This window comes from Pandoraea commovens (assembly GCF_902459615.1).
Classification (GTDB): domain Bacteria; phylum Pseudomonadota; class Gammaproteobacteria; order Burkholderiales; family Burkholderiaceae; genus Pandoraea; species Pandoraea commovens.
This window is the reverse complement of sequence record NZ_CABPSA010000011.1, coordinates 60515-83608: the sequence shown is the minus strand read 5'-3', so window position 1 is coordinate 83608 and position 23094 is coordinate 60515. Positions and strand designations below refer to the sequence as shown.

The window sequence follows — 23094 nt, the reverse complement described above, 5'->3', positions numbered from 1 at the left end:
GGAAGGTTCCCCTGAGATCGGCGCACGGTGACCGTGCGTCGACCTCCTTGTGGGAATGAGGCGAGGCTTGAATCGGAAAGACGATTACGACGACGTCGCGGTCTGTGCTGACTTGGTCACCGTCGACGCAGCGTCATGCGGTTGGCCCACACGGGCATTGCGCGACATCCACAGAGTCAGCAGCACGGCGGCGATGGCGGCCAGTGCCGCGCACAAATACACCTCGGCGTACCCGTAAGCCCCCACGATCAGGCCCGCGACCGGTCCCGTGACGCCCAGTGCGACGTCGAGAAACACTGAGTACGCTCCGAGTGCCGCGCCACGATTCTGCGCAGGTACGAGGTTGACGGCCGCTACGCCCAGCGACGGGAACACAAGCGAGAAGCCCGCGCCCGCCAGCGCCGCACCGAGCAGCGCCGTGAAACCTGTCGGGGCAATACCCAGCACGATCAGACCGAAGGCTTCCAGCGCGAACGATGCCATCGCGACGCGATAGCCGCCAAAGCGCTGAATGCTGCTTCCGAGCAACAGACGCACGCCCATGAAGCACAGCCCGAACGCCGTCAGTGCCAGCGCCGCGTTGTCCCAATGATGGCTTGCATAGTAGAGCGTAATGAACGTCGAGATCGCACCGAAGCCGATGGACCCGAGCGCCAGTCCCATGCCGAACGGCATCACGCGGCCGAGCACCGCGCGGAACGCGAGTCGCTCACCGTGAATGACCGGCGTCGCACGCTTCATGCGAGCCAGCAGCAAACCGACGATACCCGCCAGCGCCACCGCAGCGCCCACGGCCTTGATGCCGTACGCATTGTTGAGTGCCACGCCCAGCGGTGCGCCAAGCGCGAGCGCGCCGTATGTCGCAACACCGTTCCACGAAATCACCCGCGCCGTGTGCGACGGCCCGACTTGTCCGATGCCCCACATAATCGCGCCCGTCGACACCCAGCTTTCACCGAAGCCGAGCACGAGGCGTCCGACGATCAGCGCGAGCAGCGCCAGCCAGGGCACACCGGAGAACACACCGCCCAACGCCACGAGCAAGCCGGATGCGCCACACGCGACCAGACCGCACAGCACCGTGCGCTTCGGGCCCCAGGCGTCGGCCGTGCGTCCGGCATACGGGCGAGAGAGCAGTGTCGCGAGATATTGGACGCTGATCGCCAGCCCGGCGATCACAGAGCTGTAAGCCAGATCCACGTGCACGAACGACGGCAGCACAGCGAGCGGCAAGCCGATCGTCAGATAGCAGAGGAACGTGAAGAACACGGTGGAGACGATCTGCAACGTCGTGGCGAACTGGCCGTTCGCAGGGCGGGTGTCGGTAGGCATTGCGCAGGGGATCAGGAATCGACGAAACCCCAGGACGCGACCACCCGCGCGACGGGCAAGCATGCGCGCGGGTCATCTCAATCCTAGGGTTTTCCCGGATCATACGCCGTTTCGCCGCTTTTGTGTAAACGCTTAAAAAATGTTGCTGCGACGACGAACAGCGGTACCCTGCTGCCGTTGCTTGCCGTGCGGGGCTAATCGCCCACAGCCCCGCGCGACAAGCGTTTGAGCGGCATCGTTCGACGTCAGCGCCCGACTTCCGCCAAGGATTTCAGGCTCACTGACAACATAGCAAGGTCGGCGTTACCGACGGCGATCTGGTCGGCCAGCACCCGGTGATAACGGGCGAGCGCTTCGGTGTGCGTCTGCTGCCATCCGGCGACGAGCCGGGCGGCCGGACTCTGGTCGGCAGCCTCCGGTGATGCAGCCGCATCGTTCCCCGTCCCCTTCCCCTTCCCCGTCCCCGTCCCCTTCCCGCCTTCCAGCACGCTCGCCGTCAGACGTCGACGCAACACCGACAACTCCTCCAGCAAGGTCGCTCGCGCGAGACGCTGCCAGTGCGTTTGCATCGGCAGGCCGAGCACGCCCGTCTGCAACCAGCCGTAGCCCAGCGGCGCGTCGAGCGCGAAGTACACCTGCGCCGCGAGCGACGGCTCGCATCCGCTGGTACTCGCGACCTCGGCGATGTCGAGCAACGCCACGCGTGCACCGACACCTGCCGCCGTTTGCGCGAGCCGCGGCGGCACACCGGCGTCGATCATGGTCTGGCAGCGCGTGCGGGCTTCATCCGCCGCTTCGCCGCTCACGAGCGTGTCGAGCGTGGGGAGAATCGGATCGAGCACACTGCGCAGGCGCTCCACGGTCTGCGGCACGTCGGTCAGCCGCCGACGCAGGAACCACAGCGTGGCCTGCTCGTGCCACTGCGCAATTGCCGTGAAGAGCGACGCCTGCGTCTCGTGCGACACCCGGGCGTCCAGCGCATCGATGTCGAGCCACAAGGCGTCGAGTCCATACGCCCCGCGCGCGGCGAGACTGGCGCGTACGACATCGGCTGGCTCAGCGCCCGTCTCTTCGCTCAGGCGATGCACGAACGTTACGCCCGCCCGGTTGACGAGTGCATTGGCGTGCATCGTCGCGAGAATTTCCCGTTTGAGCGGATGACGCAGCATCGCCGCGCCACAGCGGCTCGCCAGTGGCGTCGGGAAGTAAGACGGCAATCCGTCGGCCACGAATTCGGCGTCCGGCAGATCGCTCGCCAGCAACAAGTCGTAGAGCCACATCTTGCTGTACGCCATGAGGACGGCGCGCTCCGGCGAGGTCAGCCCGGCGCCCGCCGCGCGACGCGCATCAAGGGCTTCGTCGTCCGGCAGGAACTCGATGGCGCGTGCCAGCCGCTGTGCGCGCTCCAGATACCGCATAAAGCGAGCGTCTCCATCGAGCGCAGACGCCGAGCGCAGACGCCCGAGCGACAACGCCTGCGTTTGCAGATAGTTGTCGCGCAACACGAGCGATCCGACTTCTTCCGTCATCTCTGCGAGCAACGTATTGCGCTGCTTGAGCGTCATTTCGCCGTCGGTCACGACGAGGCCCAACAGAATCTTGATGTTGACCTCGTGGTCCGAGCAATCGACACCTGCCGAGTTATCGATGGCGTCGGTGTTGATACGACCGCCGTGCTGCGCGTACTCGATGCGTCCGAGCTGCGTCAGCCCGAGGTTACCGCCCTCGGCCACGACCTTGCAGCGCAGTTCTGCGCCGTTCACGCGCAGCCCGTCGTTCGCGCGGTCGCCGACTTGCGCATGCGTTTCGGTGCTCGCCTTCACATAAGTGCCGATGCCGCCGTTGTAGAGCAGATCGACGGGTGCGCTCAGCAACGCACGCAGCAAATCGTTCGGCGCCATTTCAGTGGCTTCGGTGCCGAGCCACTCGCGCATCTCCGGCGACAGCGCAATCGCTTTCGCCGTTCGCGGGAAGATACCGCCCCCTTTGGAAATCAGCGTCGCGTCGTAGTCGGCCCAACTGGAACGCGGCAACTGGAACAGCCGTTCGCGCTCGGCAAACGAGGTCGCGGCATCCGGGGTGGGATCGAGGAAGATGTGACGGTGATCGAACGCCGCCACGAGCCGGATGTGTTTCGAGAGCAACATGCCGTTGCCAAACACGTCGCCCGACATATCGCCGATGCCCACCACCGTGAAGTCCTGCGTCTGCGTATCGACACCCATCTCGCTGAAGTGCCGCTTGACGGACTCCCACGCGCCGCGCGCCGTGATGGCCATCTTCTTGTGGTCGTAACCGACGGAACCGCCCGAGGCGAACGCGTCGCCCAGCCAGAAGCCGTACTCGGCGGAGATCGCGTTCGCATAGTCGGAGAACGTCGCCGTGCCCTTGTCGGCGGCCACCACGAGATACGGGTCATCGCCATCGATACGAACGGTTTGCGGCGGCGGCACGAGTTGCCCGTCGACGTAGTTATCCGTCAGATCCAGTAGCCCGCGCAGGAATGTCTGATAACACGCTACGCCCTCGGCGAGGTAAGCGTCACGGTCTCCCGGCGACGGCGGCTGCTTGACGACGAAGCCCCCCTTCGACCCCACCGGCACGATGACCGTGTTCTTGACCATCTGCGCCTTCACCAGCCCCAGCACTTCGGTGCGAAAGTCTTCGCGGCGGTCCGACCAGCGCAGGCCGCCGCGCGCAACGCGTCCACCGCGCAGGTGCACGCCCTCCACGCGCGGCGAATACACCCAGATCTCGAACATCGGCTTCGGCTCAGGCAGCCCCGGCACCTTCGACGGGTCGAACTTGAATGACAGGTACGCCTTCTGCGCGCCCCCACCCCTTCCACCACTTCCACCACTCCCGCCCTGTGCCGTCTGGAAGTAGTTGGTCCGCAGCGTGGCTTCGAGAACACCGAGGAATTGACGCAGGATGCGGTCTTCGTCGAGATTGGGGACGTCTTCCAGCGCCGTGTGTATCTGCGTACGCAATTGCTCGGCACGCGACTCGCGGACCTCCGCACTCAACGAAGGATCGAAGCGCGCGAGGAACAGGCGCACGAGCATGCCTGCAATCGACGGGTTCCCCGTCAGTGCATTCTCGATGTAGGCATTGCTGAAGGTCGAGCCGACCTGGCGGATGTACTTTGCGTACGCCCGCAGTATGCGCACCTCGCGCCACGTCAGGCCAGCTTGCAGCACGAGACGGTTGAGGTCGTCGTTTTCGACATCGCCCGCCCAGATACGTGCGAAGGCGTCTTCGAAGCGCGCACGGGCGTGCTCCAGATCGACGTCTGCCCCGTCGAGACTCGTCATGCCGAAGTCGTGCATCCACACGACGCCGGTATCGGACGGCTCGATCCGGTAAGGCCGCTCGTCGTTCACCCGCACGCCGAGGTGTTCGAGCATCGGCAGGCTGCGTGAGAGCGCGATGGGTTCGCCCGCCTGATAGATCTTGAAGCGCAGCGTACCGGGCGCAGCCTCCAGCGGACGATACAGTTGCATGGCAAGCGGCGTTGCGCCCGAGCTACCGGAAGGCGTGGTTTGCGCGGGCTGCGGCGCGTTCAGTAGCGGTTCGATCAGCTCCACGTCGCGCACGGCCACGCGCGCAGCGTAATCCTCTCGATACCCCGCAGGGAATGCCTGTGCGTAGCGTCGTAACGCGCGCGTACCGCGTTCTTCGCCCAGTTGCTCGCGCAGCGCGTCGGAGAGGTCGTCCTGCCAGCGGCGCGTGGTCTCGACGATGCGGGCTTCCAGCTCGTTGACGTCGACCTCCGGCACGTGCCCCGGCTCGGTCCGCACGGTGATCTGAATCCGCGCGAGCATCGACTCGGAGAGTTGCGGCGTGAACTCGACGCCAGTGCCGTGATACGCCGCCAGCAGCAGATTCTGCACCCGCACGCGCAAATCGGTGTTGAATTTCTCGCGTGGCACGAACACGAGACACGACACGTAGCGATCGAAGCGATCGCGTCGCACGAAGAGTCGCGTGCGCTGACGTTCCTGCAATCGCAAAATCCCCAGCGCGATGTCGGCGAGTTGCTCGACGTCGATCTGGAACAGTTCGTCGCGCGGATATTGTTCGAGGATGGTCTCAAGCGTCTTGGCCAGATGACCATTGGGCAGGAACCCGGCGCGCCGGATCACTTCGGCGACTTTGCGGCGCACCAGCGGAATTTCGTCGGCCGGCACCATATAGACGGTCGAGGTGTACAACCCCAGAAAACGCCGTTCGCCGCAGACCTTGCCCTGCGCGTCGAAGCGCTTTACACCCACGTAATCGAGATAGCCGGGACGGTGAACGCTGGCGCGCGAATTGGCCTTCGTCAGGAAGATCGGGGCACTGGCCTGCACGATACCGATGGCCCCGGGCGACAGGCGCGTGACGTCGGGCGTGCTGGCGTCGCGGCGCGATTCGCGCAGCACGCCGAGGCCGGTGCCCGGCACGCCTTGCAGGTAGTGCTCGCCGTCGCGCTCGACCAGTTCGTAATCGCGATAGCCGAGAAAGGTGAAGTGACGCTGAAGCATCCAGTCCAGAAACGCCTGCGCCTCGTCGATCTCTGCGCGCTCCTGCGCCGCCACGCCTTGCTGCGCGGCGCGCTCGGTCAGGGATTCGATGGCCGCATGCGCGGCGGCCTGCATCGCGCGCCAGTCATCCACGGCGGCGCGCACGTCGCCGAGCACGCGTTGCAGCCCGTCGACCAGCGCCTGAATGCGCTCCGGCTCGGAGAACCGGTCGACTTCGATGTGGATATACGATTCGAAGCGGCTGCCGTCGTCCTCTCCCTCCTTGCCCGCCGGACTGCTGCCGGGTGCGACGCTCAGGCGCTTGCCCGCCGCGTCGCGCCGGATGCGATAGACCGGGTGGAAAGCCGAATGCAGCGCCAGCCCCTGCCGGTTGATCTCCATCGTCACCGAATCGACGAGGAACGGCATGTCGTCGTTGACGATTTCGACGACCGTATGGCTGCAATGCCAGCCGTGCTGATCGAGCGTGGGGTTGTAGATACGGATGCGCGGCTCGCCGGAGACGAACTTCTGGCCGAGTTGCCAGTGCGCCATCGCCGCGCCATAAAGATCGGCGACACTGCGCGAGACGACATCCTCGGCGTCGGCCAGACCGTAATACTGCTGGACGAAAGGCTCGAAGAGCGCCGCCACTTCGGGCGCGCGTTCACGGGCCATCGCGACGACTTCCGCCATGTGCTGGCGGACCTTCTCTTCCGGATTCGCGGGCATGGGCACCTCTGCGGGATTGGACGAGACTTCGACCGGCGAACGAGGGATAAGTTACCGGCCATTCACTGGCTTGTGGACAGGCAAGGCCATGCTACGCCCGGCGGCCCCGGACTGGCAACGGCGTGATTCCCGAGTTCGGGTATGCTGAGCCGGTCCGCCCGAGCCATCCGATCACCCCGACGTCACTCACGCCACCGGTATAATCGCGCATGAACTCAAAAGCCACCGATTCGCGCACTGACAGCGCCCCCGCCACTCCCTTCTCAAGCCTGCCGCTCTCGCCTGCCATGCAGGAGAACCTCGCACGGCTCGGTTACGCCTCGATGACGCCCATCCAGCAGGCGTCGCTCCCCGACATGCTGGCCGGCCACGACATCATCGCGCAGGCCAAGACCGGCAGCGGCAAGACCGCCGCCTTCTCGCTGGGCCTGCTCCAGCGCGTGGACGCCCGCGACTTCGCCGTGCAGGCCGCCGTGCTCTGCCCCACGCGCGAACTCGCCGAGCAAGTCGCCCAGGAAGTACGCCGTATCGCGCGCGCCGAGGACAACATCAAGGTCCTGACGCTGTGCGGCGGCTCGCCGATCCGTCCGCAAGCGGAAAGCCTCGCGCACGGCGCCCACGTGATCGTGGGCACGCCGGGCCGCATCATGGATCACCTCGACCGCGGCACGCTCTCGCTGACCGGCATCAAGACGCTGGTGCTCGACGAAGCCGACCGCATGCTCGACATGGGCTTTTTCGACGACATCGCCGCCGTAGCGAAACAAACGCCCGCCTCGCGCCAGACGTTGCTGTTCTCGGCCACTTACCCCGAAGGCATCGGCAAGCTCGCCCAACGCTTCTTGAAGACGCCGCGCGAGATCCGTCTGGAAGAAAAGCACGACGCCAGCAAGATTCGCCAGCGCTTTTATGAAGTGCGCGACGAGGAACGTCTGCACGCCGTGGGACAGTTGCTCGATCACTTCCGCCCGGTCAGCACGATTGCGTTCTGCAACACCCGCGCACAGTGCAACGACCTGACCGACGTGCTGCGCGCCGAGGGCTTCCACGCCCTGACGCTGCACGGCGATCTGGAACAACGCGAACGCGATATGGTTCTGATCCAGTTCGCCAACCGCAGTTGCTCCGTGCTGGTGGCGACCGACGTCGCCGCACGCGGTCTGGACATCGCGCAGCTCGAAGCCGTCATCAATGTGGACGTGACGCCCGATCCCGAGGTCTACGTGCACCGCATCGGCCGCACGGGCCGGGCCGACGAAGACGGCTGGGCGTTCAGCCTGGCGACGATGGACGAGATGGGCCGCGTGGGCAATATCGAAGCCGCGATGGGCGGGGAAGTCCAGTGGCACAAGCTCTCGGAGCTCACGCCGACGGGTAGCGGACATCTGCTGCCGCCGATGGTGACGATCCAGATGCTGGGCGGCAAGAAGGACAAGATCCGTCCGGGCGACGTGCTCGGCGCGCTAACCGGCGAAGCCGGTTTCGCCGCCGCGCAGATCGGCAAGATCAACGTGCTCGAAAACTTCACGTATATTGCTGTAGACCGGGACATCGCCCCGGTGGCGCTGCGCAAGCTGTCCGACGGCCGTGTGAAGGGCCGCAAGGTCAAGGTAAGATTCTTGCAGGATTAATTTTCGGATCCATCCCCTGAGCGCGACGCGCCACGAGGAGATTGCAATGAGGTCGATGCGTACCCTGTTGTGCTTCCCGGCGGCGCGGCGTCTCGCGCTCATCCTGCTGGCGGCCGGTGGACTGACCTGGCTGGCCGCGTGCAGCACCAAGGGCGTTGCGCCCAACCCCACCCTCACCGAAGACACGCTCGACGAGTATGCCCTCGTCATCGTCGGTCTCGACACGCCGCTGCAAAGCACCTGGGGACCGTGGACCTACTCGGACTTCAATCAGACCGTCAACGGCATCATCGGCGGCAAGATCACCCGCACGCTCAACAGCAATCCGCCCACGCGCGGGTACATTGCCATGCGCGTCTCACCGCTCATGCGCAACGAGCGCTTCGGTCCGATGGAGTTCACCCCGGCGGATAACAGCTATCGCTTTCGCTACTGCAAGGGACGCAAGGTGCCGACGGTGCGAGTCAACCGTGGCGACGTCGTCTACGCGGGCACGCTGATCCTCGACAATCACGACGGCAAGATCTGGCTGCGCACCGAATTCGACATGGCAGGCGCGCGACGTTTCGTGCAGGCGAACTACCCGTCGCTGGCCGACAAGCTCCAGCCGCAACCGTTTACCTATTACGAAGTGAAAAGCGAGCCGAGTTGCCGCTGACCGTCAGCTTCAACCAGTCAGCTCTCCTGCGCCGCGTCTGCCGGTGTGAGCACGATCTCGCGCCCTTCGCATAACGCTTCGGCGCGCTCGCTGAGTTCGTTGGCGACGTCCGCCAGATGCCGCCGCAGCGTATCCGCAAGCACCGATTCCGGCTCATGTGCGGGGCGCAGCATCTCGACAGGAAACTCGATGGCCGGCGCGACACGATACAAACGCTGCGCCTGCACATGCGCACTCGCCGCCGTGAACTGGTCGAGCAGCGCGTATCCCAGGCCGTGCTCGACGAGCGCCGCCGCGAGCGAATACGTCTGCACCATCACTTCGGCATCCTGCAGCAGTTCCGTCTGATCCAGACGCTCGTTGATCAGCGCGCCGAGCGGCGTGTCGTCGTGCAGCTTGATGAGATCGCGCCCGGCAAGCGCGTCGGCGCTGGCTGGCCCGCGCCGCGAGAGCTTCGGCCACGCAGCGGGCACGGCCAGCACGATGTGCCCCTGCGCTACGGGACGGCTCACGATACCGGCAGCCATCGGCGGCGCAGAAACGATGCCGACATCCACCGACGACGTGAGGATCGCGGTGATGGTCTCGTTCGTGTGATGGGTGATGAGTTCGAAGACGACATCCGGATGCGCACGCCGCATGCGCTCGATGGCGGCGGGCAACAGGCTCTGCGCGAGACTCGGCGTCACCGCGATGCGCAGGTGCCCCACGCCGTGCTGACGCAGATTGCGCGACGTGGTGCGCAGGCGCTCCAGATCGCTGAAGATGCGCTCGACGTCGGGATACAGGCGGCGTGCTTCGGCCGTGGGCACGAGGCGGCCTTTCACCCGGTCGAACAGCTTGAAGCCGAGTTGCTGCTCCGCGTGCTGCAACACACGGGAGACGACCGGTTGCGATACGTTGAGCAATTGCGCCGCGCCGCTGGCCGATCCGGTCAGCACGACTGCGCGAAAGGTCTCGATATGCCGCAATTTCATGCCTGACGTCGTCTCCGTGTCCCGCCCGCCTGCGCACTGGCGCGGCCGACCCTATAGCCAAAAGACATATGCTGCCTCAAAACCGCATAGGTTAGCGAATTTTCTCCCTCTACACTGCGTAGCAAAGGCTGTGCAGAAGACCTGCCACGAGGCGCTCGCCGCGTGTCGCAATTTTTTCCCGCCTTGCTTTCCATCAGCTTTTTGTCGTTATCTATCGTCATGCACATTGGAGTTATCGGAGCGGGCATCGTCGGCCTCGCCAGCGCGTATCAGCTGCTTCGCGCAGGCCACGAAGTCACAGTGATCGACGCGGCGCGCGACGGCGGTCTGGGGACCAGCTTCGCCAACGGCGGTCAGCTGAGCTATGGCTATGTGTCGCCCCTCGCCGCCCCCGGTGTGCTCTCGCAACTGCCCTCGCTGCTGTTCTCCAGCACCGGGCCGCTGCGGATCAAGCCGTCGCTCGATCCGGATTTCTGGCGCTGGTCGCTGGCCTTCGTCAAACATTGCAACGCGCAGGCGAACGCCAGCTCGACGCTGCGACTGCTCTCGCTCGGCTTGCATAGCCGCGAGGTGATGCTGGAGTTTCTGGCACAGGCGTCGGGGACGTTCGACTACCGCCTGAGCGGCAAGCTCGTGGTGTATCGCGATGCCGGCAAGCTCGCTGCCGCAGAGCGTTCGCTTGAAATGGCCAATGGCCTGGGCTACACGCAACGGCGCGTCGACGCGGCCACCTGCGTCACGCTGGAACCGGCGCTGAGCAAGATCGCCGGGGAGTTGGCGGGCGGCATCCACACGCCGGGCGAAGGCACCGGCGACTGCCAGATGCTGTGTAAGGAACTGATGCGCCTGATCGGCGCTCATGAGCGCGGCACGCTGCTGTTCGAGCGCGAAGTGACGGGATTCGATGTACGCGGCAACACCGTTCGGGCCGTCCGCACGCGCGCTGGCGACATTCCGGTCGATGCCTGCGTCGTCGCCAACGGTCTGGCCGCCATGCCGCTGCTGCGCGCGGTGGGCGAGCCGGTGTCGATGTATCCGCTCAAGGGCTACAGCCTGACGTATCGCGGCGCACCGGCAGACGCCCGCCCGCAGGTCTCCGTCACGGACGCCGACAACAAGGTCGTGTACGCGAGCCTTGGCGAGCATCTGCGCGTGGCCGGGATCGCCGATCTGGTGGGCTACGACTACCGCATCGTCAAGCATCGTATCGATGCGCTGCGCACGCTCTCGACCGGCTTGTTCCCGTCGTTGCGCGGCACGCCCGCGCCGCTGGAATGGACCGGCATGCGCCCGTCCACGCCCCACGGACGACCGGTGCTCGGACGTGCGGACAAGGTGGGCAATCTGTGGCTGAACGTCGGCCACGGCGCACTGGGTTTCACGTTGTCGATGGGGGCTGCACGCGCCATCGCCGACGCCATCGACGGCAAGCGTCCCGCCGTCGATCTTGCAGGGTTTGCCCGGCTGGCTGCATGAGCGATGAGGCTGGACCATAGCGTGCCAGCCGGATAACACGTTCGTGCACCAGTGCGCTGCGGCATCACTCCCACGGGGACCGATGGGGGACGTATCGGGTTGTATCTGTGTTTTCGGTGTTTGAGGCTTTTGACATTCCAACGGCACGGACCACCGTGCCACCACTTCCGATAGGACAAGAGACCATGAAGAAGCTGTTTGCTCCCCTGCTGCTCGTCAGCGCTGCTGCCGCCCTGTTCGCGCACACCGCGAGCGCACAGGAACTCACTGGCACGCTCAAGAAGATCAAGGACAACGGCGTGATCGCACTGGGCGTGCGCGAATCGTCGATTCCGTTCTCGTACTCCGACAACAGCGGCAAGACCATCGGCTACTCGCAGGAAATCGCGCTTAAGATCGTCGACGCGGTTAAGAAAGACCTGAACATGCCGAATCTGAAGGTCACCGAAACGCCGATCACGTCGCAAAACCGTATCGTGCTGATGCAAAACGGCACGATCGATCTGGAATGCGGTTCGACCACTCACACGTTCGATCGCGCCAAGCAAGTCGGCTTCTCGCACAACATCTTCCTGTACTCGATCAAGATGATCGCCAAGACGGGTTCGGGCATTACCGACCTGAACAGCCTCAAGGGCAAGACCATCGCGACGACCGCCGGCACCACGGCTGACCGCATTCTGTCGGGCAAGAAGGGCGAAATCGGCTTCAACCTGATCCAGACGAAGGAACACTCGGACGGCTTCCTGACCGTCAAGCAAGGCCGCGCTGTCGCATTCGTGATGGACGAACCGCTGCTCTACGGTCAGCGTGCCGCCCTGTCGGCCGACGAGGCGAAGGGCTACGAAGTCGTCGGCCCGAACCTCCAGTTCGAAAACTATGCGTGCATGATGCGCAAGGACGATCCGGCGTTCACCAAGGTCGTGAACACGGTCATCGCCGACATGGAGAAGTCGGGCGAAATGGAGAAGCTGTACAACAAGTGGTTCACGCAGCCGGTGCCGCCGAAGGGTCAGAACATGAACTACCCGATGACGGCTGAAATGCGCGCCATGTTCAAGGATCCGATCACGAAGGCTTACGACTGATCCTGACGGCGTGTGCGAAGTGCTGTGACCACGGTCCCTGCACTTCGCGATCCCGTTTTTTGCAGTTCCCGCAGATTCACCACCATCATGAACTCGCACGCCACGCTCGGCATTCTCGGCGGTATGGGCCCCGCCGCCGGTATCGACCTCTGCCGCAAGATCGTCGATCAACATCCGGCCAACCGCGATCAGGATCACATCCCGTTCATCCTGTATTCGGTGCCCCAGATCCCCGACCGGACCGAAGCCCTGCTGCGCGACGGCGCCTCGCCGCTCGACGGCATGCTCGACGGCGTGCATGCGCTGGAGCAATCGGGTGTCGGCTGCATCGCCATCGCGTGCAATACCGCCCATGCCTGGCTCGACGCGCTGCGTCATCGCACCCGTCTGCCGGTGCTCGACGTGGTCGAAGCCGTCGCTGGCGAACTGTCCACCTGTGTCGCCGCCGGCTCGCCCATCGGCCTGATGGCGACCGAAGGCACCCATCACGCCAACGTTTACCGGCCACGGCTCGAGGCGCTGGGATACCGTTTTGTCTCGGCCAGCGACCCGCTTGCGCACCAGACGCTCGTGAACGAAGGCATCCGGCTCACCAAGGCAGGGGAAATTCGTCGCGGCGGTGAAGCGCTTGCAATGGCGATGGAGCAACTGCTCGCGGCTGGCGCACAGCGCGTGATTCTCGGCTGCACCGAAATCCCGGTCGCCCTTGCCACGTGTGAAACACCACTCGGGCGATTTGGGCTGGACGCGTCCGCAGCACTCGCCCGCGCGTGCATCGCGTGGTCGCTCGCGCACGAGATGCACGCGCACGGCTGATTCGACATCGACGGCGCTCGCCGTCTCCCGATTCTCAATTTTCCGGCGTGACTCTCATCCGCCGCGAATTCATGGCACAGCGAAGCACTGCGGGGCTTGTGCCGCTGTTGCGATGTTGCATCGCAATGATAAAAATCCACGATTGCGGTGCCCTCAAGTCGCTCGCGCTTGGGTAGACTGGCGCACGCACGATGATCGCGCCGGGGTTGCACCGGCGGCATGGAGGTGCACCGAGCGGACGATTCGGGTCGTACGTAGACCGAACGCCACCGGCCTTGCGGGAAAAAATCCCGATCGTCTTGTAGGAAAAAATCCAACACGGGAATTCGGACGGAAAGCGGCGTGCAACGGGGTTAAAACGGGGGTTGAGGCCATCAAAATCGCTGGCGTCTTTAGCTATAATGGCCCACAATCCATCGAACACCCGCCGGACCAAGGTCCGGCCATGAGCGCGTTTGCCTGAACGGGGAAGCACATGAGCGGCAGCGCGCTCGACGTGATGCATGTACAGACAACAACAATGAGTTCAGATCGACTCCCAGCCGGTGTGCCTTTGGTCGAACCTTCGGCCCTGGCACCGGCAATCGCCGAGGCCAATGCCACGGCGCCGGCCCCGGCATTGTCCCGGGCGCTGGTCGAGCTGACCGGCGGACTATCGGCACATGTGGGTGCCGATGGCCGTTTCCTTTTCATTGCCGAAGCCTCCCTGCGCCTGCTCGAGTACTCGCGTGAGTACATCGACCACGCCACCCTCTTCGAACTGACCGGCATCGAAGACGTTCCCCTGCTTCAGGACGCCTTTTCCGCCGCCCAGACCCTCGGCCCTCAACAGTGCACCGTGCGCCTGCTGCGTGGTCTGACCGACCGGGTCTGGATGCGTCTGCGCATTGCCCAGTACACGCCCCGCATCGCGGGTGCAAGCGCATCGTTTCTGGTGCACGGCGAAGACATCACCGCCTTCAAGGAAAACGAAGCGCGTCTGTCCGATCTGGCGGTACGCGATGCCGTGACCGGGCTCGGGAATCGTCAATATATTCAGCAGTGCATCGTAGAGACGATCCAGCATGCGCGCGAAGGCGGTCCGAACTTCGCCGTCGCTCTGCTCGATCTGGATGGCTTCAAGAAGGTCAACGACTCGCTCGGCCACGACGTAGGCGACCAGTTGCTGCGCGATGCAGGTCAACGTCTGATCGCACAGATTCGCGAGACGGACATGGCCGCGCGCATGGGCGGCGACGAGTTTGTGCTGGTGCTGCCCGGCTGCGACAACGAACAGGCGCTCAGCGGCATCATGAAGCGACTACTTTCGGCGGTGCAGCAACCGTTCCAGGTCGGCGACCAGTTGCTGCACCTGACGACCAGCATCGGTGTTTCGTTTTACCCGCAACACGGCGACTCGGCCGGTCTGCTCATCAAGCACGCCGACGCCGCCATGTATTGCGCCAAGGATCGCGGTCGCAACGGACTGTTCGTCTACACGGACGATCTGGGCGATTTGCACCGCAAGGCGTTTTCGCTGGAATCGGCGATGTTCGAGGCTATTCACAACGGTGAATTCAGCCTGCATTACCAGCCGATCTGCGACCCGATTTCGCTGAACGTGAAGGGTGTCGAAGCGCTGATGCGCTGGCACCCGGCGCTCGGTCCGGTCTCGCCCGCCGAGTTCATTCCGCTGGCCGAAGCCAACGGTCTGATCAACTTGCTGGGCGGCTGGGCACTGCGCGCCGCGTGCATGCAGCTCGCGCGCTGGGATCGCACCCGGCTCGACGGGATCTACATGTCCGTCAACGTCTCGGCACAACAGTTTCACCATCCGTCTTTCCCGAGCCTCGTGTGGCAAGCCATTGCCGACTCCGGCGTGGAAGGTCACCGCCTTGTGCTCGAAATTACCGAAAGCGTGCTCATGCGCGACCCGGAGCAGGCCAATCTGGTGCTGCGCGAGTTGCAGACGCTGGGCGTGCGCTTCGCCGTCGACGACTTCGGCGCGGGCTACTCGAGTCTGGGCTACCTCAAGCGTTTCCCGCTCTCCGCGCTCAAGATCGACCGCAGTTTCGTCAAAGACATGCCCACGTCACCGAACGACCGTACGATTGTGACGGCAGTCCTGGGACTGGCACGCGAGCTGGGTCTGTCGGCGGTGGCCGAAGGGGTCGAGACGGAAGAACAACGGCAGATGCTGATTGATCGCGGCTGCCATTCCATCCAGGGCTGGCTGGTATCGAAGGCCCTGCCTGCGGGAGAACTGGAGGCGGCCTTTGCGAGCGGGCGTCTCAACGTGGATGCCGGCCACTGACCGGACAACCCCGCTACCATGAGCCTTACCAAAGAAAAAACGCTCGAATTGTTGTGGCAGCGCATGGCCGAGCGCGGCGACTTTCCGTCGCTGCAACGCTCGGTTACGGGCATCGTGTCTGCCATGCAAAGCGAGAACACCAGTACGGCCGACCTCGCGTCGTCCGTGCTCTCGGATTTCGCCCTCACCCAGAAAGTGATTCGTCTGGCCAACTCCGCCATGTATGCGCCGTTCGGCTGCAACGTGACGACGGTCTCGCGCGCGATCATGATTCTGGGCGTCGACACGATCGGCCACCTCGCCCTGAGCCTGAAGCTGCTCGAAGGTTTCGGCGAAGTCGCCGCACGTCGCGACGACATGGCGCGCGAACTGGCTCGCGCCACGCTGGCGGGCGCTTTCGCACGCGACATTACGGCCAAGAATGGGATTCGCGACGGCGAAGAAGCCGTCGTCTGCACGTTGCTGCATCACGTGGCACGCCTGCTGGTGACGTATTGCTTCCCGAACGAATGGGTCGAGATTCAGGAAATTGCCGCCGAGCGGGGCATCAGCGACAGCGACGCCTGCGAGCAGGTGCTCGGCATCACGTTCCCCGAACTGGCCGAGGCTGCCGCCCGCAAGTGGGGTCTGCCGGAGTCGATTGCGACCAGCATGCGTCCGATCGATCTCGAAGGCGACGCCCCGCTCTCGCACGCCGACTGGCTGTGCGCGGTGGCGAACATGTCCAACGAGATGGTGACAGAGCTCACGCGCGGCGCAGATCCTGAGCGCCTTGCCGAACTCGCAGAGCGTTATGCCGACCGTCTGGCGCTGGACATCAGCGAGGTGGTGTCGGTCGGCGAAGAAATGGCGCGCGACACGAGCCATCAGGAATTCATCGCCATCAGCACGGGCGCGTCGAATACGCGTCAGCCACCGGCAGGCAAGCCGCTGGATTCGGCGCGGCGTCTGGCCGACGGGCTTTCCGAAGTGCGCGCCGCCACCGGCGAGACCGACGCCGTGGGCCTGCTCAACCTGACGCTCGAAGCGATTCTCCAGTCGCTCGGCTTCGTGAACTGTGCAGCCTTCGTGCGCTCGCCCGCGAGCAAGGTCTTCGAGATGCGCTTCGGCATTGGTCGCGAGGTACAGCCGTTGCTGGGCCTGACCTTCCCCGAAGCGTTCGAGCCGGACGTCTTCCATCTCGCGCTGACCAACGGCCGGGCGATCCTGATCGACAATGCCCGCGAGCCGCGCATCGTACCCCGTATTCCGCTGTGGCACCGTCAGCATTTCTCGAACGTGAAATCGTTCTTCCTGCTGCCGGTTCGCCAGCGTAACCAGACCGTGGCGCTGCTCTACGGCGACTGGGGCGGCGCATTGTGCGCGGGCGGCATCGGGGCGAAGGAAATGGAGTTCCTGCATTACATGGGGGAGGAGATTTCCAGCAAGCTCGAAAGCGTGGCGCAGCAAAACACCGCGAGCGGCACGAATGTGGCCGACTCGCTTGCCCGCAAACCGTCGGGCACCGCCGGGCGCTGACACGCTTCACGACACCGGACAGTCTCACCAACGCCCGCCTGACGATTGTCGGCGGGCGTTTCACTTTCACCTTCGCTTTCCATGCTCCCCTTCCCGACGCACGCCACAGACACCATGATGTCGCCGGGATGATGTCGTCACCGTTCCCGGTGTCTCGGCGTTTCATACGTCAGACGCAATCTTTGGTATTGCGAATCCGATATGTGCCGAAACGTCGGTCCTGTGGCGTCCCTGCGGCACAGGACATTTTGCATACGGGCGGTCGCCTTCGCGCCGGTGGAATCGTCGCCTCAGACCACCCGTCGACCCTTGCCGCACAAGGCTTCCACGCATTCGGACATGGCCGTAAGAACTCAGGCGTACTATGTCGCCAGACCGCAGTTTTTCTCCACGACTGCGCGTCGGTCACTGGTCGTCTGTCGCCCGTCGTGAGACCGGGTGTTTTTTGACACGACTCGCTGCGCCCCGGTAAAAAATTTACGCTCGGTTTCGCCAAGCAAATCAATTCGTACCGTCGGACCAGGAGAAGACATGACGCAATCTGCTGCTGCACCGGTACATCCGGTCGACGAGCGCCTGCCGCTCCCCAAGTTGTTCACGCTGGGATTGCAACACGTGCTGGTGATGTATGCGGGGGCTGTCGCAGTACCGCTGATCATCGGCGGCGCCCTCAAGATGTCGGTCGATCAGATTGCGTTTCTCATCAACGCCGATCTGTTTGCGTGCGGTATCGCCACACTGATTCAGACGCTCGGCCTGTGGATCTTCGGCCTGCGTCTGCCGATCATGATGGGGGTGACGTTTACTGCCGTCACGCCGATGATCGCCATCGGCACGAATCCCGACCTCGGTTTGCTCGATATTTACGGCGCGACGATTGCCGCCGGGATCATCGGCATTCTGATCGCACCTTACATCGGCAAGTTGTTGCGGCTGTTCCCGCCTGTGGTGACAGGCACCGTGATCACGGTGATCGGCATTTCGCTCATGGGCGTGGGCATCAACTGGGCAGCCGGCGGCTTCGGCAACCCTGACTTCGGTAACCCGCTGTATCTGGGCGTGTCGTTTGCGGTGCTGCTCTGCATCCTGTTCATCACGAAATACGTGCGTGGCTTCTTCTCCAACATTGCGGTGCTGCTGGGGATTCTGTTCGGCACGATAGTGGCGATTGCGCTGGGCAAGGTGTCGTTTGCGGGGGTGTCGGAAGCGCCGTGGTTCGGTTTCGTCATGCCGTTCCATTTTGGCGTGCCGCGCTTCGATCCGATCGCCATCGCGACGATGACGCTCGTGATGCTCGTGACGTTCATCGAATCGACCGGTATGTTCCTTGCGGTGGGCGACATCGTGGGGCGTCCGGTCGATCAGAAGACGCTGGTGCGCGGGTTGCGTGTCGACGGCCTCGGCACCGTGATCGGCGGCATCTTCAACACGTTCCCGTACACCTCGTTTTCACAGAACGTGGGGCTGGTCGGCGTGACGGGCGTGAAGAGCCGCTGGGTATGCGCGATGGGTGGGTTGATTCTGATCGTGCTGGGATTGTTTCCGAAGGTGGCGCACGTGGTGGCGTCGGTGCCGCAATTCGTGCTGGGCGGCGCGGGTATCGTGATGTTCGGCATGGTGACGGCCACGGGCATCAAGATTCTGTCGACGGTGGATCTGTCGAAGAACCGCTACAACCTGTACATCATTGCGATCAGCATCGGTGTGGGGATGATTCCGGTAGCGTCGGACAAGTTCTTCATGAAGCTGCCGCACGCACTCGCCCCGTTCTTCCACAGCGGCATTCTGCTCGCGTCGATCAGCGCGGTCCTGCTCAATGCCCATTTCAACGGTCTGCGTAGCGAAGAGGAAGCGAATGCGCTCGCGCAGGAAGCGGGCAAACAGGCGGATGCTGCGCATTGATGGATGACATTGCGATGCAGCCGCACCTCATGCGGCTGCGAGCAACGCCCGTGCTCGGTGCTTGATCGTCTTCAGAACATCGACCATGTTCGCGCGCGCGATTTCAGCATCGTACTGATTTTGGAGATTGAGCCAGCTCTGCGCATCCACGCCAAAGAACGCCCCTAAACGCAGTGCGGTATCGACGGTAATCGCCCGTTTGCCGAGCACGATCTCATTGATCCGGCGAGGGGGCACATCAATGGCTTTAGCCAGTGCGTATTGCGAGATGCCCATCGGGCCGAGCCACTCTTGCGCGAGAATCTCGCCCGGTGTTGCCAATGGTACTTGTCGGGTCATGATTGTCCTCCATCGACCTTTCTCGAACTCAGCAGAAATATCGGAACACACCCACCTTTGCGGGCGCGTTGCGATCAGTGGTAGTCGACGATTTCGACGTCGGAAGCGGTGCCCGCGTCAAAACGGAAACACAACCGCCACTGGTCGTTGATCCGAATGCTGTACTGTCCCAGACGATTTCCGCGCAGCGCTTCAAGTCTGTTACCCGGTGGCGCGCGTAAGAAACTCAGTGTGGCCGCCGCATGGAGTTGCTGAAGCTTACGCATAGCGGCCGACTCGACCGCACGCCAGCGCATCACGCGACGCCCGCTGAACAGCAGTGCCGTATCCCTGCATTTGAAATTTTCAATCAAAAAACATAATAACGTAACGCGTTATTAACGCGCGACGTCAATAGTAAAGCGAGGCGCCGGTCACGTCAAATCGAGAAGGCGAGTCCACGCATGGCTGGGGGCCGAAGACACACCATCCTATCGAAATCCGCTTAGTGAAAGTTCCGACTCGAGATCGTGAGTTCGCCGAGCATCGACGAGAGATCGATCAGGCGATGTGCGACCAGATGGGTCACACGCTCCTCGCGCTGCCATACCCCTTCCACGCCCAATAGCGACGACGCCAGCAACTCCTTGCGCTGCGCTTCCACCAGATCGGGCCAGACGATCACGTTGATGACGCCCGTCTCATCTTCCAGCGACACGAAGACCGTGCCATTGGCGGTGCCCGGCCGCTGTCGTCCCGTCACGATGCCGACGGTGCGTACACGTCGGCCATTCACGCCCTCGGACTGCAACTCCTTTGCCGTGCGCACCCGCATCTTGTTCAGCTTCTCGCGCAACAGCATCAGCGGGTGACGCCGAAGCGTGAGCCCCGTACTCGCGTAATCGGCCACGATGTCCTGCCCCTCGGGCATCGGCGGCAGGGCCACCTGCTCGTCTGTGCTGCCGGGCGCGGCGTCGCGCAAGACGGTTGCGCCCAAGAGCGGCGTGGGCGGCTGCCACGCAGCGACCGTCCAGCGCGCCTGACGACGTCCGCCCAACAACGCCGACAGTGCATCTGCAGCAGCCAGCGCATCGAGGTCGCGGCGCGATAACGCAGCTCGGGCGGTGAGGTCATCGATATCGGTGAAGGGCCGTCGACGACGGGCCTCTTCGATGGCTTTCGCCCCCTCGGCCGATAGCCCCTTGACCAGCGACAAGCCCAATCGCACCGCCGGACGACGGGCCTCCCCATATCGGGTGATCCTGACTTCAGGACGTGACTCGACATCGCTCACGCACACGTCCACCGCCCGAACTTCGACACGATGCCGACGCGCATCCTGCACCAGCTGCGATGCGGAATAAAATCCCATCGGCAAACTATTGAGCAAGCCGCACAGGAACATCTCCGGGGCGTGGCACTTGAGCCACGCACTTGCGTAGGCGAGCAACGCGAAGCTCGCTGCGTGGCTCTCGGGAAATCCGTACTCGCCAAAGCCTTCGATCTGTCGGCAGATGGCCTCGGCAAACTCAAGCGGGTAACCGTTCTTCAGCATGCCGGAAATGATGCGCGTCTGGAATTTCTCCAATCCGCCCTTGCGCTTCCATGCGGCCATCGAGCGACGCAATTGATCCGCATCGCCCGCTGAAAAATCGGCAGCGATCATTGCGATCTGCATCACTTGCTCCTGGAAGATCGGCACACCCAGTGTGCGTTCCAGCGCGACCTTGATCTCCTCACGCGGATAGACCACCTTCTCTTTCTTCTGCTTGCGGCGCAGATACGGATGCACCATCCCGCCCTGAATCGGCCCGGGACGCACAATCGCGACTTCGATCACCAGATCGTAGAACGTCTCCGGTCTCAGACGCGGCAGCATGCTCATCTGCGCTCGCGACTCGATCTGGAAAACGCCTACCGTGTCGGCACGACGAATCATGCCGTACGTCGCCGGATCGTCTCGCGGAATATCGGCAAGCCCGATCGGTGCGCCACGCCACTCCCCTAACAGATCGAGTGTACGACGCAGTGCACTCAGCATGCCGAGCGCAAGCACGTCGACCTTGAGCAGCTTGAGAGTCTCGATGTCGTCCTTGTCCCATTGAATGACGTAGCGGTTCTCCATCGCCGCCGGCGCAATCGGCACGAGCCGCGAGAGTCGGTCGCGAGCGATCACGAAGCCGCCCACGTGCTGCGACAGATGCCGGGGAAAACCGATGAGACGGGCCACCAGATCGGCCCACAACCGCGTCGTCGGCGCGTCGGGCGACAGCCCCTGCGCCGCCATGCGTGCGAGGAGATTCTCCTTGCCGTCCCACCACTGCTGACTCTGCGCCACCTGCTCGACGATCGACAGATCGATCCCCAACGCCCGACCCGTGTCGCGCACCGCGCTACGCATGCGGTAACTGATGACCGTCGCAGCCAACGCCGCCCGGTCGTTGCCATACTTCTTGTAGATGTACTGGATGACCTCTTCGCGCCGTTGATGCTCGAAATCCACATCGATATCCGGCGGTTCGTTGCGCTCCTTCGAGAGAAACCGCCCGAACAGCAACTGCACCTCGTCGGGATTCACCGCCGTGATCTCAAGGCAATAACAAACCGCCGAATTGGCTGCCGAACCTCGGCCCTGACAGAGAATGTTCTGACTACGAGCAAAGCTCACGATGTCGTAGACCGTCAGGAAGTACGGCTCGTACTCAAGGTCGCGGATAAGTGCCAGCTCGTTCTCAATGAGCTGGCGCACCTTCAACGGCAAACCGCCCGGATAACGTCGCTTCGCGCCCGCTTCCACCTCCTGACGCAGATACGACTCCGGCGTATGCCCCGCAGGCACCAGTTCTTCGGGGTACTCATAACGCAGACTCCGCAGATCGAAATGGCATCGTGAAGCGATGGCAATCGTCTGCGCCAGTGCATCTTTCGGATAAAGCCAGGCAAGCCGCAGTCGCGTACGCAGATGCTGCTCGGCATTCGCCGTCAATGCCAGGCCACATGCTTGTACCGGTTTGCCCAATCCGATGGCTGTGAGCGTATCCTGCAGCGGCTTGCGCGAGCGCACATGCATGAGCACGTGTCCCGTCGCGACGAGCGGCACGCCGCACTCGGCAGAAATGGCGTGAAGGCGCGCCAGTTGCGCCTCGTCGTCGGCACGATGACGACGCTCCAGCGCCAGCCATACACGCCCCTCGCCAAAAGTCTGCGCTGCCCAGCGAGTCTGCGCCTGCGTATGCTCATCACTCGCGTCGGGATCCGGCACGAGGATGATCAGACAACCTCGCAAACCCAGCAGATGGGCGTGCGCCTCGTCCGGCGCGCTGAAATCCCTCGCATGCAGGCGATAGCTGCGATTCGGACCTCGCATACGCCCGAGCGTGATCATCTCGGACAGATTGCCGTAGCCCTCGCGATGCTGCGCGAGGGCTACGAGATGCACGGTGCCGAGGGCGTCAAGTTCCGAGGCAGACAACGTGTCCACTTCGGGCGTCAATCGAAACTCACTCCCCACGATCAGCGACACTAACGGTGGCTCGTGCTTGGCCGACTCTGCCAGCGCCCGCACCACACCGGCCAGCGAACACTCGTCGGTAATCGCCAACGCGGTGTAACCCAGATGCACTGCGCGCGCGATCAACTCCTCCGGATGCGACGCCCCCCGTTGAAACGAGAAGTTCGACAGGCAGTGCAATTCGGCATACGCGGGCAGGCTGTCGTCTTCCTGTCCGTGCAGGGCAGAGGGTGCCGCATCGGGGGTATCGGCACCGTCGTCGTTCGCGGCCAGCCCTTCGGTCGGCCCTTGCCACGGGAGAAAATCGTCGACATTCATAAGACTGCGTCCCCGTTCG

14 protein-coding genes are annotated in these 23094 nt (G+C 63.6%); 8 read left to right on the top strand and 6 right to left on the bottom strand.

Annotated elements, in window-relative coordinates:
• Positions 1-84: 84 nt before the first annotated feature.
• The gene (locus PCO31010_RS24155) at positions 85-1332 is read right to left on the bottom strand and encodes an MFS transporter (protein ID WP_150666493.1); all 1248 of its coding nucleotides are present in this window, start codon (positions 1330-1332) and stop codon (positions 85-87) included.
• A gap of 245 nt (positions 1333-1577) precedes the next feature.
• A complete protein-coding gene (locus PCO31010_RS24150; RefSeq protein WP_150666492.1) occupies positions 1578-6569 on the bottom strand; it encodes an NAD-glutamate dehydrogenase in 4992 nt (1663 codons plus the stop codon).
• 209 nt (positions 6570-6778) lie between these two features.
• Between PCO31010_RS24150 and dbpA the strand changes: the two genes are divergently transcribed.
• Together dbpA and PCO31010_RS24140 are read left to right on the top strand one after the other, a co-directional pair.
• Positions 6779-8200, top strand: a complete 1422-nt coding sequence (gene dbpA / locus PCO31010_RS24145) for an ATP-dependent RNA helicase DbpA (RefSeq protein WP_150666491.1) — start codon at positions 6779-6781, stop codon at positions 8198-8200.
• Between the two features lie 46 nt (positions 8201-8246).
• Positions 8247-8858, top strand: coding sequence for a hypothetical protein (locus PCO31010_RS24140; RefSeq protein ID WP_150666490.1), 612 nt, complete (start codon positions 8247-8249; stop codon positions 8856-8858).
• A gap of 17 nt (positions 8859-8875) precedes the next feature.
• On the opposite strand, the gene PCO31010_RS24135 is transcribed toward PCO31010_RS24140, so the two are convergent.
• Entirely contained in the window at positions 8876-9835 is a 960-nt protein-coding gene (locus tag PCO31010_RS24135; RefSeq protein ID WP_039397066.1) for a LysR family transcriptional regulator, read from the bottom strand.
• Between the two features lie 219 nt (positions 9836-10054).
• On the opposite strand from PCO31010_RS24135, the gene PCO31010_RS24130 reads away from it, so the two are divergent.
• The 6 genes from PCO31010_RS24130 to PCO31010_RS24105 all read left to right on the top strand — a co-directional run bounded on the left by PCO31010_RS24130 (position 10055) and on the right by PCO31010_RS24105 (position 18928).
• The gene (locus PCO31010_RS24130) at positions 10055-11311 is read left to right on the top strand and encodes a D-amino acid dehydrogenase (RefSeq protein WP_150666489.1); all 1257 of its coding nucleotides are present in this window, start codon (positions 10055-10057) and stop codon (positions 11309-11311) included.
• A 185-nt stretch (positions 11312-11496) separates the two neighbouring features.
• Entirely contained in the window at positions 11497-12399 is a 903-nt protein-coding gene (locus PCO31010_RS24125; RefSeq protein WP_150666488.1) for a transporter substrate-binding domain-containing protein, read from the top strand.
• A gap of 87 nt (positions 12400-12486) precedes the next feature.
• Positions 12487-13215 (top strand): cysteate racemase, encoded by a 729-nt coding sequence (cuyB, locus tag PCO31010_RS24120; protein ID WP_150666487.1) that lies wholly within the window; start codon positions 12487-12489, stop codon positions 13213-13215.
• Between the two features lie 520 nt (positions 13216-13735).
• Positions 13736-15508: a putative bifunctional diguanylate cyclase/phosphodiesterase gene (locus PCO31010_RS24115; protein ID WP_174985136.1), complete on the top strand. Its 1773-nt coding sequence runs from the start codon at positions 13736-13738 to the stop codon at positions 15506-15508.
• An 18-nt stretch (positions 15509-15526) separates the two neighbouring features.
• On the top strand, positions 15527-17026 hold the full coding sequence (locus tag PCO31010_RS24110; RefSeq protein ID WP_150666485.1) for an HDOD domain-containing protein: 1500 nt from the start codon (positions 15527-15529) through the stop codon (positions 17024-17026).
• A 531-nt stretch (positions 17027-17557) separates the two neighbouring features.
• Positions 17558-18928: a nucleobase:cation symporter-2 family protein gene (locus PCO31010_RS24105; RefSeq protein ID WP_150577008.1), complete on the top strand. Its 1371-nt coding sequence runs from the start codon at positions 17558-17560 to the stop codon at positions 18926-18928.
• A gap of 27 nt (positions 18929-18955) precedes the next feature.
• Here PCO31010_RS24105 and PCO31010_RS24100 read toward each other — a convergent pair whose 3' ends face one another.
• From PCO31010_RS24100 to PCO31010_RS24090, 3 genes are all read right to left on the bottom strand, one after another.
• The gene (locus PCO31010_RS24100; RefSeq protein ID WP_039397058.1) at positions 18956-19267 is read right to left on the bottom strand and encodes a HigA family addiction module antitoxin; all 312 of its coding nucleotides are present in this window, start codon (positions 19265-19267) and stop codon (positions 18956-18958) included.
• Between the two features lie 74 nt (positions 19268-19341).
• Complete coding sequence (locus tag PCO31010_RS24095) at positions 19342-19620, bottom strand: type II toxin-antitoxin system RelE/ParE family toxin (protein WP_150666484.1); 279 nt, start codon at positions 19618-19620, stop codon at positions 19342-19344.
• A gap of 131 nt (positions 19621-19751) precedes the next feature.
• On the bottom strand, positions 19752-23075 hold the full coding sequence (locus tag PCO31010_RS24090; RefSeq protein ID WP_150666483.1) for an error-prone DNA polymerase: 3324 nt from the start codon (positions 23073-23075) through the stop codon (positions 19752-19754).
• Between the last annotated feature and the right edge of the window lie 19 nt (positions 23076-23094).